General features: G+C 65.1%; 16 protein-coding genes. 11 read left to right on the top strand and 5 right to left on the bottom strand.

The features are described from left to right. Positions 1 to 6: 6 nt before the first annotated feature. Both QX010_RS07635 and QX010_RS07630 read right to left on the bottom strand, forming a co-directional pair. Positions 7 to 2289 carry an FdhF/YdeP family oxidoreductase gene (locus QX010_RS07635; protein ID WP_316178650.1) on the bottom strand — a complete coding sequence of 761 codons (2283 nt, stop codon included), beginning with the start codon at positions 2287 to 2289 and terminating at the stop codon, positions 7 to 9. A 288-nt stretch (positions 2290 to 2577) separates the two neighbouring features. After that, complete coding sequence (locus tag QX010_RS07630; protein WP_315799894.1) at positions 2578 to 3138, bottom strand: type 1 glutamine amidotransferase domain-containing protein; 561 nt, start codon at positions 3136 to 3138, stop codon at positions 2578 to 2580. A gap of 166 nt (positions 3139 to 3304) precedes the next feature. On the opposite strand from QX010_RS07630, the gene QX010_RS07625 reads away from it, so the two are divergent. Continuing rightward, complete coding sequence (locus QX010_RS07625; protein WP_316178948.1) at positions 3305 to 3661, top strand: hypothetical protein; 357 nt, start codon at positions 3305 to 3307, stop codon at positions 3659 to 3661. Positions 3662 to 3741: 80 nt separating this feature from the next. Here the strand turns inward: QX010_RS07625 and QX010_RS07620 are convergent, their stop codons facing one another. After that, entirely contained in the window at positions 3742 to 3975 is a 234-nt protein-coding gene (locus QX010_RS07620; protein ID WP_315799892.1) for a hypothetical protein, read from the bottom strand. A gap of 95 nt (positions 3976 to 4070) precedes the next feature. Between QX010_RS07620 and QX010_RS07615 the strand changes: the two genes are divergently transcribed. Both QX010_RS07615 and QX010_RS07610 read left to right on the top strand, forming a co-directional pair. After that, complete coding sequence (locus QX010_RS07615; protein WP_315799891.1) at positions 4071 to 4262, top strand: DUF3072 domain-containing protein; 192 nt, start codon at positions 4071 to 4073, stop codon at positions 4260 to 4262. 131 nt (positions 4263 to 4393) lie between these two features. Beyond that, positions 4394 to 4681, top strand: coding sequence for a hypothetical protein (locus QX010_RS07610; protein WP_315799890.1), 288 nt, complete (start codon positions 4394 to 4396; stop codon positions 4679 to 4681). 21 nt (positions 4682 to 4702) lie between these two features. Here QX010_RS07610 and QX010_RS07605 read toward each other — a convergent pair whose 3' ends face one another. Beyond that, a complete protein-coding gene (locus QX010_RS07605) occupies positions 4703 to 6070 on the bottom strand; it encodes a glycoside hydrolase family 3 N-terminal domain-containing protein (RefSeq protein WP_316178647.1) in 1368 nt (455 codons plus the stop codon). A gap of 213 nt (positions 6071 to 6283) precedes the next feature. Here QX010_RS07605 and QX010_RS07600 point away from each other — a divergent pair, with 213 nt between their 5' ends. From QX010_RS07600 to QX010_RS07570, 7 genes are all read left to right on the top strand, one after another. After that, complete coding sequence (locus tag QX010_RS07600) at positions 6284 to 7762, top strand: DUF4173 domain-containing protein (protein ID WP_316178645.1); 1479 nt, start codon at positions 6284 to 6286, stop codon at positions 7760 to 7762. A gap of 23 nt (positions 7763 to 7785) precedes the next feature. After that, entirely contained in the window at positions 7786 to 8487 is a 702-nt protein-coding gene (locus tag QX010_RS07595; protein WP_315799887.1) for a response regulator transcription factor, read from the top strand. Further along, positions 8484 to 10097: an ATP-binding protein gene (locus QX010_RS07590; RefSeq protein ID WP_316178642.1), complete on the top strand. Its 1614-nt coding sequence runs from the start codon at positions 8484 to 8486 to the stop codon at positions 10095 to 10097. Before QX010_RS07595 ends, QX010_RS07590 begins: the two co-directional genes overlap by 4 nt. A 276-nt stretch (positions 10098 to 10373) precedes the next feature. Beyond that, positions 10374 to 11990, top strand: a complete 1617-nt coding sequence (locus tag QX010_RS07585) for an ABC transporter substrate-binding protein (RefSeq protein WP_316178640.1) — start codon at positions 10374 to 10376, stop codon at positions 11988 to 11990. Between the two features lie 23 nt (positions 11991 to 12013). Further along, positions 12014 to 12991 carry an ABC transporter permease gene (locus QX010_RS07580; protein ID WP_316178638.1) on the top strand — a complete coding sequence of 326 codons (978 nt, stop codon included), beginning with the start codon at positions 12014 to 12016 and terminating at the stop codon, positions 12989 to 12991. A gap of 3 nt (positions 12992 to 12994) precedes the next feature. Continuing rightward, entirely contained in the window at positions 12995 to 13825 is an 831-nt protein-coding gene (locus tag QX010_RS07575; protein WP_316178637.1) for an ABC transporter permease, read from the top strand. Then, entirely contained in the window at positions 13822 to 15450 is a 1629-nt protein-coding gene (locus QX010_RS07570; RefSeq protein ID WP_316178635.1) for an ABC transporter ATP-binding protein, read from the top strand. The genes QX010_RS07575 and QX010_RS07570 overlap by 4 nt, the downstream gene beginning before the upstream one ends. Here the strand turns inward: QX010_RS07570 and QX010_RS07565 are convergent. Then, complete coding sequence (locus QX010_RS07565; protein ID WP_316178633.1) at positions 15447 to 16757, bottom strand: FAD-dependent oxidoreductase; 1311 nt, start codon at positions 16755 to 16757, stop codon at positions 15447 to 15449. The genes QX010_RS07570 and QX010_RS07565 overlap by 4 nt on opposite strands. Before the next feature lie 150 nt (positions 16758 to 16907). Here QX010_RS07565 and QX010_RS07560 point away from each other — a divergent pair, with 150 nt between their 5' ends. Continuing rightward, complete coding sequence (locus QX010_RS07560; protein ID WP_316178631.1) at positions 16908 to 17765, top strand: VOC family protein; 858 nt, start codon at positions 16908 to 16910, stop codon at positions 17763 to 17765. The last annotated feature ends 34 nt before the right edge of the window (positions 17766 to 17799 follow it).

Genomic DNA, 17799 nt, shown 5'->3' with positions numbered 1-17799 from the left:
GATAGCTCAGGCCATGTCGCGCGAGATCCGGACCGGGATCGACTTGGCGGCGGGCACCTTGCTGCCCTCCGCATAGTGCCATAGCGGAATCAATCCGTTGCATTCGGGGTAGTAGGCCGCAACGCTGTAGCGCGGAATGTCGAACGCCACTGCCTGGAGCCCGCCCAGCGAGCGCTCCACGCCGTCATCGGCCTCGGTCGAGAGCCGAACCGGCTCGCCCTGCTTGATGCCCAGATCAGCCATGTCGCTCGCGTTCATGAAGACGATCTGACGGCCTCCGGTGACGCCGCGAAACCGGTCGTCCTCGTTGTAAATGGTGGTGTTGAACTGGCCGTCGGCGCGCAAGGTCATCAGCTGATACACGCCATTGCCTTCCTCCGGAGGATTGAGCGCCGCCTTGGGCACGGTGAAGTTCGCCTTGCCGGTCGGCGTCTTCCATTTGCGTTCGCGGGCGCCAAGCGGCCGCGGAAAGCCGCCGGGCTCAAACAGGCGCTTGTTGAAGTCTTTGAACTGCTCGGGATAGGTCCGCTCGATCGCGTCTCTGACGCGCGCATAGTCGCCCACCCAGGCATCCCAGTCGACGTGCGGATTTGGCTTCAGGGTGGCCTTGGCGAGACCGGCGACAATGGCTGGTTCGGACAACAGGGTCTCGGCGACGGGTTGGCGCTGCCCGCGCGAGCCGTGAATGCAGGTGGTGGAGTCCTCCATCGAGACCGCCTGATCTCCGCTGGCCTGCCGGTCGATTTCGATGCGGCCGAGGCACGGCAGCAGATAGGTCACCTCGCCTGCGACGATGTGGCTGCGATTGAGCTTGGTTGCGATCTGCACAGACAGCCGCAGCTTCGACCACGCCGGCTCCATCAGCGAACGTTCCGGGACGGCGCGCAGGAAGTTGCCGCCGAGACTGATGAAGCCCTTCACGTCGCCCTTGATGATGCCCTGGCAGGCATCCACCGTGCTGAGACCGTCCCATCGCGGCGGCTCGAAGGAATAGAGATCGGCCAGTTTGTCGAGTGGCACCAGCTTGGTCTTCTCGGAGATTCCCACGGTGCGCTGACCCTGCACGTTGGAATGGCCGCGGACAGGCGAGATGCCAGCCCCGGGCTTGCCGATATTGCCGCGCAACAGCAGGAGATTCACGATCATCTTGGCCGTCTCGACGCCATGCCGATGCTGGGTAATTCCCATGCCGTAATTGGCGATCACGGCGTGCGAGTTCGCGTAGACCTTGGCAGCCTCCAGGATGGCGGCGCGCTCGAGGCCGGAGGACCGCTCGATGTCGCTCCACGACGCCTGCCGGCAGAAGGTCGCAAAGGCCTCGAAGCCGGACGTGTGCTGCTCGATGAAGGCGACATCCAGCACACGTGGGCTCTTCGTGGCGATCGCCGCGTCATCCGCCTCGATGACCGCCTTGCACAATCCGAGCAGCGCCGCCCCATCTCCGCCGACGCGCAATTGATGATATTGTGTGCTGATCCGCGTCCCGCCGGTCAGCACCATCTGAATCGGGTTCTGCGGATCAGTGAAGCGCTCCAGCCCCCGCTCACGCAGCGGGTTGAAGGTGATGATGGGTACGCCGCGTTGCGCCGCCCGCTGCAACGGATGCAGCATGCGCGGCGAGTTCGTCGTCGTGTTCTGGCCGAAGAAAAATATGCAATCCGCTCTATCGAAATCCTCCAGCAGCACCGTGCCGACGGGCACGCCGATCACCTCAGGCAGCGCTACCGACGTCGACTCGTGGCACATGTTGGAGCTGTCGGGAAAATTGTTGGTGCCGTACATCCGGCCGAACAGCTGATACATGTAGCTCGTCTCGAGCGAGGCCCGGCCCGACGTGTACATCACGACCGACCGTGGATCGAGCCTGTTCAACTCCGCCCCGATGTCGCGGAAGGCCTCGTCCCAGCTCACGGCAACATAGCGATCCGCCGCAGCGTCGTAGCGCATGGGATGAGCGAGACGCCCCTGCTCTTCGAGCTGATGATCCGACCAGCCTCGCAACTCTGTCAGACTGTGCCGAGCAAAGAACTCCGGTCCGACGGTCTTGCCGGTGATTTCCCACGCGGTCGCCTTGGCGCCATTCTCGCAAAATTCGAACGGGTGCGGCTTTGCCGGCTTGGCCCAGGAGCAGCTGACGCACATGAAGCCGCCCGGCTTGTTCTGTTTCAGCAGGATCTCGCTGCCAAGCAGCGTCACCTCCTCCTGCGTCAGGATGCTCGCGACCGCGTGCACCGACCCCCAACCGCCAGCCGGAGATTTGTAGTCCTGGATTTTTGCCTTCTCGCTCACGACGCATCTCCGCGGCCTGGTCAAAAGCGGCAAACCCGGGATGAGCAGCGAAGTTCCGATTCCTCACTGAACCTTGCGAGGCTATCATCGAAGTCACGCGGGCGAAGGGCCGAACATAGGAATTAGGAACGACCCAGCCCGCCGCGAGTCATGTCCGTGCCTCTGGCGGCGTTCCCCCATCTCGCTGGAGGCACTCCGTGTGGACTGCGGCCCAGCGTTCGACCCCTCGGGCGCTGGGCCTGTCCCTCCTGAGGTAGCCGGGATTTCTCCCGGCTTCCGATCTCAGCTTCAAGCCGCGCTGCGCTTGAGATGGCGGCCTTCCCTGACCTCCTCGATGATCTTGGCGCTGAAGGCTTCCAGATCGCCGGGATTGCGCGAGGTGATCACGCCTTGATCGACGACGACCTCCGCGTCCTGCCACTGCGCGCCGGCATTGGCAACGTCCGTCTTGATCGATTTGTACGACGTCATTTTGCGCCCCTTGGCGATGCCGGTCTCGATCAGGAGCCACGGCGCATGACAGACCGCCGCGACGATCTTCTTGGCTTCGAAGATCTCCTTGATGAACCGCAGCGCCTTCGGCTCGAGCCGCAACAGATCCGGATTGATCTGGCCGCCCGGCAGCACGACGGCGTCGTAGTCCGCAGCAGAAGCCTGGTCCAACGTCTTGTCGACCTTGACGGGCCGTCCCCAATCCTTCTCATTCCATCCCTTGATCTCGCCCAGCGCGAGCGAGACGATCTCGACGGTCGCGCCCGCCTGCTTGAGGCGATCGCGGGGCACTTCGAGCTCGGATTGCTCGAACCCGTTGGTTGCGAGGATCGCGATCTTCTTTCCCTTGATATCCATTGAACTCTCCTGGCCATTCGCACCGCGGGCAACCTCCCGCTGGCGGGCATGTTCCACCTGGAAAGCGCGAGGACCGTCACAACTGGTCAATCGCTTGACGCTCTCCCGGGGGGTGGAACCAGCCCGCACGTGCCGCAGTTTGTTGGACGTCCCTGCCTTGAAATGGATGGGCGGCGTCGGGCGGCACGGCATCGCTGCGTCGGCGGATCGCAATCTGGAGGCGCTCGTGCCCTACGCATTGTTTGAGAATGACGAACAGATGACCCGCCCGTTTCGCACCGAGCGCGAGGTCTGGGAGGCCGCGGAACAGGCCGATCTCATCACGTTCGGCACGCATGGCGAGAAAATTCTGGACAACAATTTCGAGATCAAATCATGCGAGGCCACTCCGGAAGAGCTGACGGCCGTACCGCCGGACATCGTATTGCCCGAAGCTCACACGCCCCATGTTGGCGAGCGGCACGGGACCGCCGACCCACCTTTGCCCTCGCTGCCCAAGCCAAGGACGCGGACCTCGTCATAACCGGGCGCGGACCCGCCATGGCCGTCTCGGCGAGCTGAATACCGACGAGCAGCGGATCGCTCGACCTTGTCGCCGGAATGTCATGCGTGCCGGGCTCCTCTCTGCCTGGGAGGCAGCCTGCTCGCCTCTTCCAGCTTGAGCTGCTCGCGTTGTTGCCGCAGTCCCTCGAGCGTTCCCAACATCCGCTGCAACAGCGCTTCGGCCGCCGCCGCCGGCACGCCGGCCCGCCGCAGTTGCACGATTTCGCGACGCTGCCGCCCGACCTGAAGGCGCAGACGGTCGATTTCGGCTCGAACCAGATCGAGATCGCGCATGGAGCCCCCCTCAGACGATGATCATTACACCATAGAACAAAATGGGAACATTCTGCAAGCTGGCGCATTGAGCCCGCCAAGAACGGCAGAGCCCCATGGCTGAACGGCTGCAGAAAGAACCCGAGGACTGGGGTTCCGGAGCCGATCCGATGACCGATGCCCACGCGTCCTGCTTGAAGACGCTCAGCGAGCAGGCCGGTCGCCCTGCCCCCACGCAAGCGGAGATGACGAAGGCTGAAGCGTCCGAACTGATCGATGAGATGAGACGCGCCGCGAGGTTGGATTGAGCTGGCCAAGTTCAAGTCATCGAGACGATGATTCGGCAGATCGGTATTCCGATGTTGCCGATGCCGGGCCTAGGCTGTCGCGAATCAGAAATCGGTCGTTTAGTCTTCGCGGCATTTCGCGGGAGTCCACCATGGTTGCGGACAGTGACAGCAAGGTTGCCTGGCATCGCGCCCAGCTCAAAAAGAATCGTGCTGCCTTGAAGCAGATTGAGACGGCGCGGTTCACGGTGGGTGAGAGCGCCGATGCGAAGGCGCTCGAACACACCAAGCGGCAGGTCGCGGAACTCCAGCTCAAGATACGCGAGTCCGAGCACCTCATTGCCCAGCACGACAAACAAGTACGACGCCCGCTGGCGACCGACCTGAGAAGCCTCTCGAACGTCGCCTGGCGCAACTGGACCGGCAACGGCCCGCGCTGAGGACTCGCGCTGTCCTGCCCTTCAGTCGACGATTTTCTGATGCTCGGCTCCAGTCTCTTGCAGAACCGTGGACACATTCGACGGCTCTGATCTGTCAACCGCCGGCGCCCAGCGCTTCAGCCGCTCATCGCTTCGGCTGAGGGCATCGAGGTCGATGCGTCCTTGCGCCAGAGCCTCCTTGGCGCAGGCCAGCACGCGATGAAACTGGGTGCCGTCATAGGCCACCAGCAACAGATCGGCACCGCCGTTCAGAGCCTCCACGACAGCTTTGCAGAGATCGCGGCCGTAGATCGCCCCCATCACGAGATCATCCGTCACAATCACACCCTGATAGTTCCAGTGGCCGCGAATGAGTCCCTCGAGCACGGCTTTGGAATGTGAGGCAGGCCGCTCCGGATCGACCGCATCGACCGTCACGTGACCGACCATCATCGCCGCGTGCGAGCCCTGCAGCACCTGTCGAAATGGCCGCCAATCCGACCGTTCCAGGACATCTGCCGGTGTGCCGAGCTGTGCCGAGAAATGATGCGTATCGGCTGCGACGCGACCCAGACCAGGGAAATGCTTGATGGCCGCGCGGACACCGCTAGCTTCCAGGCCACGGACATAGCCGAGCGCAATGTCGCCAACCACCGCGGGATCGTTGGAGATCGCGCGGCGGCCGATCAAGGTGTGAAAGTCCAGTCGATTGCGTGTCCAGCTCGGGCGAAGGTCGACGACAGGCGCCAGGTTGAAGGTGATGCCGGCAGCCGCGAGCGCCTCACCTTGGGCGCGCCCCATCGCGAACGCATCCTGCGCGCGCCGCGAGGCCGGCAGATCGGCCAGCGTGGCGAGGCCGGGCATGTTCGGCAGTGTCGGAGACAGGTGCGCGACGGAGCCTCCCTCCTGATCCGCCGCGACCAGCAGGGACGGCAGCCCGGCACTCCGGCGCGCGTCCTGCAACCGCGCGATCTCGGCACGGAGTTGCGGCTCGGTCCGGCCACGGACGTTGTGGTGAGTGACATAGACTCCCGCGATCAACCCCTGCCGCGCCAACGCGGCTGCGTCGCCCACGGCCGTGTAGCCGACGATGAAATGCCGGCCGAGCAGACGCGCCACGTCCGGGGGCGTGCGGAACGTCTCGTACTTGCGCCAGGCAAACATGAACTGCGTCGACGTCAGCATGATCAGCGGAACGCACCATGCCAGCACGAGCGCGCGTCCGGCGGCCCCCTGCCGCCACCGGCCGCCGAGCATCAGCAGCAGCGGGACAGCAAGCCCGATGAGGAGCAGGGCCACATGGCCGCTGCCCCGCAGCCGAACCAGATAGGGCTCGTTGCTGTTCAGCGTGACGAAAATGAAGAGCAGAGCAAGGATCCAGAGAACCGCGGTCCTGATACGTCCAAGCATGTGTGCAGCCGATCATCCCAGGGGAAAGACGGCCATTGCGTAACAATCACGTTTCGCCCGCGCCAGCAGCAGAATCGCGTCTGCACCAAATCTGCAAACAAATCCTGAAATGCTGCAGATCCCCTCGTGAGCCGCTGCATAGGCAGGCGTCATGCTGGGCTCATCGGCTTGTGCCTTCCGGCCCGAGCGATGACCCAAACCAAGGATTCCTCCATGACCACCCTTGCCGAGCCGACGGCTGCACCCGTCGCGCCCGATTCCATGTGGCTCAAATTCGCCCTCGCTGCAGGCCTCGTCGGCCTCGCCGATCCGCTGCTGTACGATGGCCGGCCGATTGGCCTGGCATTCCCGCTGTTTTTCGCCGCGCTCGCCTCCGCCAGCGTTCTTGCCAACCTCGCCAAGACCACTCGAGGCCGTCTGGTCGGAGCCGCAGTTCTCTTCGGTGCCGGCCTGGCTCCCGCCATCGAGGACCTGAACCTGCTTTCTTTTCCTGTCCTGCTGCTCACGACGCTGTCGGCCGTCGCGCTGGCGACCAACCGATCCGCGCGCGGCTTCCGGCTTCCGCTGACCGCCGCACGGCAATTGCTGCTCATCGGACCGTTTCGGCTGATACCGGATGCGATCGTGACGCTCCGCACGAACATGGTCATGCGAACTCTCCTTGTCTGGAGCATCCCGCTGGCACTCGGTTGCGTGTTCCTGGCTCTGTTCGCGGCAGCCAATCCGGTCATTGAGCGCTGGTTCGCCGTTCTCAGTCCCGAGCACGTCGCTTCCCAACTCACGATGGGGCGCGCGATCTTCTGGCTCGTCACGTTGTCCATGGTCTGGCCGTTCATCAATCTTCGCTGGCGCGAGCGGACCAAGACTCCGAGCCCGCCGATCGAAAGCGAACCCGATCAGCCGTCACTCCTGGCGACCGTGCTCGGCCCTGAAACGGTGCTTCGGGCGCTGATCCTGTTCAACATCCTGTTTGCTCTCCAGACGGCGCTCGACGGCGCCTATCTGTGGGGACATGCCGCGCTTCCGGACGGCATGACCTATGCGGCCTATGCGCACCGGGGCGCCTATCCCTTGATCGTCACAGCGCTGCTCGCGGCGGCCTTCGTCATCGTCGCCGTCCGCTCCGAGACCACGGCAAACGAGTCGCGATTGGTCCGGCCGCTGGTCTATCTCTGGGTGGCACAGAACGTGATGCTGGTCGTATCCTCGATCCAACGGCTTCACATGTATATCGAGACTTATGCTCTGACCTATTGGCGGATCGCGGCCTTGATATGGATGATCCTGGTTGCGATCGGCCTGATCCTCATCGTGCTCAGGATCGCTCTCGCCAAGTCCAACGCGTGGCTCGTCCGCATGAACATCCTGGTGCTCTCGGCGACCATTTACGGCTGTGCACTGATCAATTTCGACCGGCCGATCGCAGACTTCAATGTCTCCCATAGTCGTGAGGCGGGGCAGAGCGGCCCTCTCATCGACGGCTCCTATCTCGTCTGGCTCGGGCCAGAGGCGCTGCCGGCCATCGAGCGGGCGATGCTGTTGCGACCGACGGACCGGGGACTGGCGAGCGACCGCGATCGGCTCCTCGCGCAACAGCAAAGCAGCATGGCGTCCTGGCGATCCTGGAGTTTTCGCGGCTGGCGCCTGCAGCGCTATCTCGATACACATCCCGTGTCGCAGAAACCAAGCTGATGCCTCGCCGCGGAGGAAAGCACGTGTCTCCCCGAATCCTCATCGTCGACGACGACCCGCATATCCGCGAGGTCCTGCGCGTGGCCTTGAGCAAGGCCGGCATGGCGGTGAAGGAAGCCGCCGACGGCCGCGCCGCGCTGGCCAGGTTCGCCGAAGACCGTCCGGACCTGATCGTGCTCGACGTCGGCATGCCGGAGTACGACGGCCTCGAGGTCTGCCGGCGGATTCGCCGGACCTCGCAGGTGCCGATCCTGTTCCTGTCGGCGCGCGACGAGGAGATCGACCGTATTCTCGGGCTCGAGATCGGCGGCGACGACTACGTGACCAAGCCGTTCAGTCCGCGCGAGCTCGTCGCCCGCGTCAACGTCATTCTCCGCAGGGTCTCATCCGGTGGGGCGGATCGTGCGCCCGAACCGGAGGAGCTGGCGCATGGCAGGCTTCGTCTCGACCCGCAGCAGCATCTGGCGCGCTTCGGCGACGCGCCGCTGACACTTACCGCCCTGGAATTCAGCATCCTGCGCACGCTGATGACGCGCCCTGCCGTCGTGTTCAGCCGCGAGCAGATCATGAGCGCCGCCTATCAGCTCAACATCCAGGTTTCCGACCGCACCATCGACAGCCACATCCGCAACATCAGGGCCAAGCTGGCAGCCGCGCATTGCGAGGACGCCATCGAGACGGTGCATGGCGTCGGCTTCCGGCTCGGCCGCTGCGGCGCCCCATGATCGCGCCCAAGCCCAAGGCAAAATGGCGGCCGTCGCTGGGACAGATCGTCTTCGGCGTTCTGGCGCTGGTCGGCACCTTGCCGCTGGTCGGGCTGTTCTTCTTTCGCATCTATGACAACCAGCTGATCCGCCAGACCCAGGCGGAGCTGATCGCGCAGAGCCGCGTGCTGGCGGCGGTCTTTGCCGAGGAGGTTTCCGCGCGCCTTGCCGCCGGCGTGCCGCTCGGCGCCGAGATCCCGCCCGAGTCACGTCCGGATGCCTCCGACGAGGTGACGCCGATTCGCCCCCTGCTCGATCTCCTGGCCAACGATCTGTTCGTCCGCCGGCCCGACGCACGCGATGCGGTCCATCCAGCGGATCCGGCCTACGTCGCGATCGGCGCGCGCCTGCTGCCGATCGTCAGGGAGACGCAGAAGGTCACCTTGGCCGGGTATCGCGTACTCGATCCCCAGGGCGTCGTGATCGCCGGCCGCGACGAGATGGGCAAATCCCTCGCCCATATCGACGAGGTGGCCGCCGCCCTGAAGGGACGCTACAGCGCCGCGCTCCGCATCCGCATTCCCGACAAGGCCCCGCCACCGATCTATTCGATCAGCCGCGGCGTCGGCGTCCATGTGTTCTCGGCGATGCCCGTGATCGTCGACGATCACGTCGCCGGGGTCATCTATACCTCGCGCACGCCGCGCAACATCTTCGAGCATCTCTATCAGGAGCGCGGCAAGTTCATCGCGGCCGGCTCCACCATTGTCCTCACGACGCTGCTGGTCGGCCTCATCGTGGCGCGCACGATCACGCGCCCGATGCGCGAGCTGGTCGATCGCGCCGGCCGGATCGGACGCAACGATCCCGCAGGCTTCCGTCCGCTCGCCCATTACGGCACCCGCGACTTCGCGGAGCTCGCCGAGCACTTCTTCGCCATGGCGGAGCAACTGGCGCAACGCTCCAACTACATCAGGAGCTTTTCCGCGCATCTGACCCACGAACTCAAATCACCGCTCACCTCGATCAAGGGCGCAGCCGAGCTGCTGCTCGACTCTCTGGCCAGCCCTTCTGAGACCTTGACGCGCGCCGAGCAGGAGACGTTCCTCACCAACATCCTTGGCGACGCCGACCGCCTCGCGGCACTGGCCCAGCGCTTGCGCGAGCTGGCACGGGCGGAGACGGTGTCGGCGGTCGAGGCCGGTAGCATCGCCGAGGCCGTCGGCACGCTGCGATCGCGTTTCCCGTCGGTTGTCATCGAGACATCAGGGCCGGTCGAACGTAGCACGACATTGCCGAACGAAACCGTGCTCATCGTGCTCACGCATCTCGTCGACAACGCCGTCCGGCATGGCGCCCTGCGCATCCGCCTCGAGGCCGAGGAGAGCAAGGAGATGCTGATCGTCATCGCCAGCAATGACGGCGATCCGATCTCGCCTGACAACCGCGACCGCATCTTCGACGCCTTCTTCACGACCCGGCGCGACAGCGGCGGTACCGGCATGGGGCTGGCGATCGTGCGCGCCATCATGGCAAACCATGGCGGCGAGATCTCGCTGCAGCCGGGCGAGACCGGTGTCGCATTCGTGCTGAGGCTACCGATCGAATGCAGACGCGGGACGCCGACTTAAGATAGCGTGCTCTCTGCGGCGCCACGTCAAAGTTGCTTCCGGTCGCTCAATCGCCGCCGGCAATCCCCACCACATTCAGGGCCTTGTCGACGAAGGTCTTCTCCCATTCGTTCGTATACGAGCAATGTATGCCACGGTGCCGCCGGCTGCATGGGCCGCACGAGAATGCCGCAGAACTGCATGGCAATTCGCAAATGACTTGGACCCGCGATCCGCGTAATCTTCGCCCCGATTGCACCATCGGCCAGCGTCCCGCTTGGCCTTCGGGAGACCTTGATGAATTCGAGCCGTTTCGAGATCAGCCGCCGGACCGCCCTCCTGACCTCCGCTGCCATCGCAGCGAACGTGGTCAATCCATTCCGCGCCTTCGCCCAGGAGACGCCGCGCAAGGGTGGCGTGTTCAACGTTCACTACGGCGCCGAGCAGCGCCAGCTCAATCCGAGCCTCCAGGCTTCGACCGGTGTCTACATCATCGGCGGCAAGATCCAGGAGAACCTCGTCGACCTCGACGCCAATGGCCAGCCGGTCGGCGTGCTGGCCGAGAGCTGGGAGGCGACGCCGGACGGCAAGACCGTCACTTTCAAGCTGCGCAAGGGCATCACCTGGCATGACGGCAAGCCGTTCACGTCGGAGGACGTTGCCTTCACCGCGATGAACATGTGGAAGAAGATCCTCAACTACGGATCGACCCTGCAGTTGTTCCTGACTGCGGTCGACACGCCAGATCCGCAAACCGCGATCTTCCGCTACGAGCGGCCGATGCCGCTCAACCTGCTGCTGCGCGCCCTGCCCGATCTCGGCTACGTCTCGGCCAAGCACATCTACGAGAGCGGCGACATCAGGCAGAACCCCGCCAACCTCGCCCCCATCGGCACTGGTCCGTTCAAATTCGTGAAGTACGAGCGCGGCCAGTATATCATCGCCGAGCGCAATGCCGACTACTGGCGGCCGAACGCACCCTATCTCGACCGCATCGTGTGGAAGGTGATTACCGACCGTGCCGCGGCGGCGGCGCAGATGGAGGCTGGCGAGCTGCACTACAGCCCGTTCTCGGGCCTGACGATCTCCGACATGGCGCGGCTCGGCAAGGACAAGCGTTTCATCGTCTCGACCAAAGGCAATGAGGGCAACGCGCGCACCAACACGCTCGAGTTCAACGTCCGCCGCAAGGAGCTGGCGGACGTGAAGGTCCGCCGTGCCATCGCGCACGCGATCAACGTTCCCTTCTTCATCGAAAACTTCCTCGGCGATTTCGCCAAGCTGGGCACCGGTCCGATCCCGTCGACCTCGACCGACTTCTACCCCGGCGCCAATACGCCGCAATATCCCTACGACAAGGCCAAGGCGGCGGCGCTCCTGGACGAAGCCGGCTACAAGCCCGGCGCCGGCGGAACCCGCTTCTCGCTGCGGCTGCTGCCCGCGCCGTGGGGTGAGGACATCTCGCTGTGGTCAACCTTCCTCCAGCAATCGCTGGGCGAGGTCGGCATCGCAATCGAGATCGTGCGCAACGATGGCGGCGGCTTTCTCAAGCAGGTCTATGACGAGCACGCCTTCGATCTCGCGACCGGCTGGCACCAGTACCGCAACGACCCCGCGGTTTCGACCACGGTCTGGTATCGCTCCGGCCAGCCCAAGGGCGCGCCCTGGACCAATCAGTGGGGTTGGGACGATCCCAAGATCGACAAGATCATCGATGACGCGGCGACCGAGGTCGATCCGGCCAAGCGCAAGGCGCTCTACGCCGATTTCGTGCGCGAGGCCAATACCGAGCTGCCGGTGTGGATGCCGATCGAGCAGATCTTCGTCACCGTGATCACCGCAAAGGCGCGCAACCACTCGAACACGCCGCGCTGGGGATCGTCGAGCTGGCACGATCTGTGGCTTTCCGCCTGAGCCGGAATCCGTCAGGATAGGCCATGCGCATCTTGAGCCTTGCGGGGCGACGTCTCGCCGCCTCGATCCCCACTTTGTTCCTGATCCTGATCGGCGTCTTTCTCCTGCTGCAGCTCGCACCGGGCGATACGGTCGACGCGATGATGGCGCAGATGGGCGGCGGCGATGCGGCGACCGCCCGCGAGCTGCGCCGCTTCTACGGGTTGGATCTGTCGGTCCCGGTGCAGCTCGCCAACTATCTGTGGCGGCTGGTGCGGCTCGACCTCGGCTTCTCCGCGATCTACGGCAAGCCGGTCGCCGCCGTGATCCTGGAACGTCTGCCGCCGACCCTGTTGCTGATGACCTCCGCGCTCTCCTTTGCATTCTTCTTCGGCCTCGTGTTCGGCGTGATCGCGGCGCGCGGCGTCAATCGCTGGCCGGATACGCTGATCTCGACGGTCGGCCTGATCTTCTACGCCACGCCCTCGTTCTGGTTCGGCCTGATGGCCATCGTGGTGTTCTCGATCTACCTGCAATGGCTGCCTGCGGGCGGCTTCGAGGACATCGGCGCCGTCAGCACCGGCATATGGCGCGTGCTGGACATCGCGAGCCATCTGGTGCTGCCGTCACTGACGCTCGGCCTGATCTTCCTGGCGATCTATCTGCGCATCATGCGAGCCTCGATGCTCGAGGTCCTGAACCTCGATTTCGTCCGTACCGCGCGTGCCAAGGGCCTTGACGAGACCCGCATCATCACCCGCCACGTGTTGCGCAACGCGCTGCTGCCGATGGTGACGCTGATCGGGCTACAGGCCGGCACGATGCTCGGCGGCTCCGTGGTGGTCGAGACGGTGTTTTCGCTGCCCGGCCTCGGACGGCTCGCCTATGAGTCCGTCGTCCAGCGCGACCTCAACACCTTGCTCGGCATCGTCTTCGTCTCGGCGTTGCTCGTGATCGCCGTCAACTTCGTGACCGATCTGCTTTACGCGCGGCTCGATCCACGCATCACGGCGGAGAGCTAGCGCATGGACGCGGTTAAACGTTATTTCCGCAGTCCCGCCGCCGTCCTGGGACTCGTGCTGCTGCTGATCGTCATCGGCATGGCGCTCAGCGCCGGCTATTTCTATCCACGCGATCCGCTTGCGCTCGCCGGCCGGCCCCTGATCTGGCCGTTCGCCAACCCGCGCTTCCTGCTCGGCACCGACAATTCCGGCCGCGACATCGCCGCCCAGATCTTCTACGGCGCCCGCATCTCGCTCCTGATCGGCGGCGTCGCCACACTCATTGCCGTGGCGATCGGCGTGCTGGTCGGCGCGCTCGCGGGCTACTACGGCGGCTGGGTCGACAACATCCTGATGCGCATCACCGAGGCGTTCCAGACGCTGCCGAACTTCGTGCTGCTGCTGGTGCTGGTCGCGGTGTTCGGCTCGACGTTGACGACGGTCACGATCGCCGTCGGCATCGTCTCCTGGCCGGCGCCGGCGCGGCTGACTCGGGCCGAGTTCCTGTCGCTGCGCAGCCGCGAATTCGTCCAGGCCGGCCGCACGCTCGGCATGCGCGACAACCAGCTCATCCTGCGCGAGATCCTGCCGAACGCGCTGCCGCCGGTGATCGTCTATGCCGGCGTCGTGATGGCGGTCGCGATCCTGCTCGAGAGCGCGCTGGCCTTCCTGCGGCTGTCCGACGCCAACGTGGCCTCCTGGGGCAACCTGATCGGGCTCGGGCGCGACGTGCTGCGCGTGCAGTGGTACGTGTCGGCAATCCCCGGCGTTGCCATCCTCATCACCGTGCTCGCGGTGTCGCTGGTCGGCCAGGGCCTCAACGATGCACTGAACCCGCGGTTGAAGCAGCGATGAGTCCCGCACAGCCCGTTCTGACTGTCGATCGCCTCAGCGTGCGTCTGCCGAGGGGCGCCGACCGCACGCATGCGATCTCCGAGGTCTCGCTTTCGGTCGCCGAAAACGAGATCGTCTGCATCGTCGGAGAATCCGGCTCCGGCAAGTCGATGATGGCCAATGCCGTCATGCGGCTGCTGCCCGACGGTGTGGGCACCGACGGCGGGCGCATCCTGTTTGCCGGGCGCGATCTCTGCACCGCCGCGGCGGCCGAGATGCGCAGCATTCGCGGCGCCGAGATCGCAATGGTGTTCCAGGAGCCGATGACCGCGCTCAATCCGTTGCGCACGATCGGCGACCAGATCGGCGAGGTCCTGGACATCCATACCGATCTCTCCAAGGCCGAGATCAGGTCGCGCGTGCTATCCCTGCTGTCCGACGTCAACATTCCCGATCCGCCGCGCGCGGCGAAGGCCTATCCGCACGAGCTGTCCGGCGGCCAACGCCAGCGCGCCATGATCGCGATGGCCTTGGCGCTTGATCCGAAGCTGCTGATCGCCGACGAGCCGACGACGGCGCTCGACGTCACGACGCAGGCCCAGATCCTCAAGCTTATCCGTGAGATGCAGCAGCGCCGCAGGACTGCGGTGCTGTTCATCACGCATGACTTCGGGGTCGTCGCCGAGATCGCCGACCGTGTCGTCGTGATGCAGCATGGCCGCGTGGTCGAACAGGGCGCGGCGGCGGATGTCCTGCAACGGCCGCAGCATGACTACACGAAGCAATTGATCGCCGCGGTGCCGCCGGTAGCGGCGCCCCCGTCACGCAAGCTGTCGGACCAGTTGATTCTCGCCATCTCCGGTGTCTCGAAGACCTATCGCACCGGCGGCTTCCTCGGGCGCGGCGAGCGCATTACCCATGCTGTCAGGGACGTCTCGCTTTCACTACCGAAGGGAGCAACGCTCGGCATCGTCGGCGAGTCCGGCTCCGGGAAATCCACCCTCGCCCGCTGCATCATTCGCCTGATCGATCCCGACAGAGGAACGATCCTGCTCGACGGCGAGGACTGGGCAAACCTCTCGCGCAGCGAGGTCAGAAACCGAACCCAGCAGATGCAGATGGTGTTTCAGGACCCGTTCGCCTCGTTGAATCCGCGGCGCAAGGCGGTCGAGCTGGTGGCGCAGGGACCGATCGTGCATGGCACTGCGCGAGACCAGGCGCTGACCGAGGCCCGCGAGCTGTTCAGCCTGGTGGGGCTCGACCCGTCGGCCGCCGATCGCTTCCCGCATGAGTTCTCCGGAGGTCAGCGTCAGCGCATCGGGCTGGCGCGCGCGCTGGCGCTGAAGCCCAAGGTGCTGGTCGCGGACGAGCCGGTGTCCGCGCTCGACGTCTCCGTTCAGGCGCAGGTGTTGAAGCTGCTGACCAGCCTGCGCGAACGGCTCGACCTGTCGATCATCTTCATCACGCACGACCTGCGGGTCGCAGCCCAGATCTGCGATCTGGTCGCGGTCATGAAGGACGGCGTCGTCGTCGAGCATGGGCCCACGCACGACGTGTTCGGCAACCCGCAGCATGCCTATACGCAGGCGCTGCTGGAGGCCATTCCGGGCGGCGACTTCGCCCGGACCCAACATCCCACGTCTTAGCCGATCTCGCGCGCGTCGCGGTACCGGTACAGGAGCAGCATCAGTGGCGCGAATGGACGCAGCAGGGCGTGCGCCGGAATGGTGACCGGCTCCGTGAACGGCAAGGCCAGCTCGTTCGCGGGCACGCCGCGCACCGCCTTCGCAAGCTCCGCACCGAGGGGGATCGTCAGTGCGACTGCCCGGCCGTTGCAACCGGTCCAGCCATAGGCATCGGGACCGAGGCGGTGAATTCGCGGCATGTAGTCCGTGGTCATGCCGACATAGCCATTCCAGACATAGTCGAACCGGACCTCGCCGATCTGCGGCCACAGGCGCTGCAGGCGCTCGGCGACCCTCGCCTTCAGCCGCTCGGACTTGTTGCCGGGACCGATCACGGCGCCGCCCGTTACCAGGCGGTTGCGCGCATCGTAGCGGGCGAAATAGAGCTCACCATGAGTATCGGACATCGCCTGCCGCGCCGGGATGATGGTCTTCCGCACATTGTCCGACAGCGGCTGCGTCGCCATCTGCCAGGACAGCACCGGCATCACCTCATGCGCGATCTCGGGTGCGAGAGCCTTGGAGAACTCGCCGCTATAGGCATTGCTCGCCAGCACCAGCGCGCGCGCCGACACCTCGCCTTGCGCGGTGCGGACGATCCAACGATTCCCGCGCCGCTCGAAATCGATCGCCGGCGAGCGCGCATAGATGCGGCCCCCCAGGCTCAGCACGGTTCGCGCCAGCCCGCGCGCGAGCGCCAGCGGATTGATGTGACCGCCGGTCCTGTTCCAGAAGCCCCCATACCATGCATCCGAGCCGAGCATGTCGCGCGTCTGGTCGCGTGACAGCAGCTCGACTTCCGCGCCGAACTTCGACCACTGCTTGAACCTGCGCTCGGCGATCTTGATGCGGCCGGGCGTATGCACCGGCTGGACCCAGCCGGCCTGCTCATGCTCGGCGTCGATGCCGTAGCGCCTGACGGTCTCGAACAGCGCTGAGGCACTGTCGCGCAGCATCGCAACGAAGCGCTCGCCGGCGGCGCCGTGACGGGCGATGAGATCCTCGGGATCCGGGCGCGACAGTGTCGGGATCACCTGGCCGTTGTTCCGACCCGAGGCGCCCCAGCCCGGCTCCATGGCTTCGACGATCGCGACATCGACACCGGCCTCGCGCAGATGCAGCGCCGTCGACAATCCGGTGAAGCCGCCGCCGATGATCACGACATCGGCCTGCACACTGCCCTGAAGCTCGGACAGGTCAGGTCCAGACGGGGTCTGCGCAGCCCACAAGGACGGCGGCCATTGAACGTTTTCCATCGTCATGCTCATCGTGAACAGCTCATCCCTGCTGATCAACCGCCCTCCAGGAAGACGGTCTTGCCTTGCGCCGAGCGCCCATCCGCGCCGGTTGCGGCGCATAGGTCGATTGGGCATAGTTCGGCCGCCAATATGCCAACTTCGCTGCAAGGAGACAAACGCGTGGCCCTCAAGAATGTCATCGGTATCGATCACGCGGTCGTCGTGGTGAAGGATCTCGACGCCGCGGCGGAGACCTGGAGGCGGCTGGGCTTCACGCTGTCTCCGCGCGGCACGCACAGCGCCAAGATGGGGTCCGGCAATTACACCATCATGCTCGATCCTGATTACATCGAGCTGCTCGGCATCCTCGCCGAGACCGACCACAACGTTCCGACCCGCAATTTCCTCGCCCAGCGCGGCGAAGGCATCGAGCGCATCGCCTTCACCGCGATCGACTCGGCGGCCGGCGCCGAAGAAATCCGCGCCAAGGGTTTTGAGCCGATTGGCCCGATCGATTTCGAACGGCCGGTGCCCCTGCCCGACGGCTCCATCTCGGCAGCGAAATTCCGGGTGTTTCAATGGCCGGTCGCGGAGGCTCCGGGCGGCCTGCGCATCTTCGCATGCCAGCACAAGACGCGCGAAACAGTCTGGATTCCTGAATTGATGCGCCATGCCAACGCCGCCAAGCAGCTGAAGCAGGCCCTGATCGTGACGCCGGATCCGACCAAGGACGCAGCCCATCTGTCGCGCCTGATCGATCGCGACGGGCGAGCCGAGGCCGACGGCGCCGTGACCGTGACCTCGGGCGGCGATCGCGCCGATTTCGTGTTCTTGACCCGGGAGCAGCTCGCAGCGCGTTATCCCGGCGTGTCGCTCGCCGGCCTGCCGGAGCGCGGCGGCGCCGGCCTGGTGCTGGCTTCACTTGATCTCGCAACGACGGAAAAGGCGCTTGGCGCGGCGGCGGTGCGCAGCGGCGCGAGCCTCGTTGTTCCGCCGGCGTCAGCGACGGGCACCCTGCTCAGCTTCGTGGCCGGCTAGACTTTCGCGCGGCAGCCACGGGCCGTGGCTGCCC

Source organism: Bradyrhizobium sp. SZCCHNRI1009 (genome assembly GCF_032487575.1).
Lineage (GTDB): Bacteria > Pseudomonadota > Alphaproteobacteria > Rhizobiales > Xanthobacteraceae > Bradyrhizobium.
Note: the sequence above shows the minus strand (reverse complement) of the source record. Positions and strands in the feature narration are given on the sequence as shown.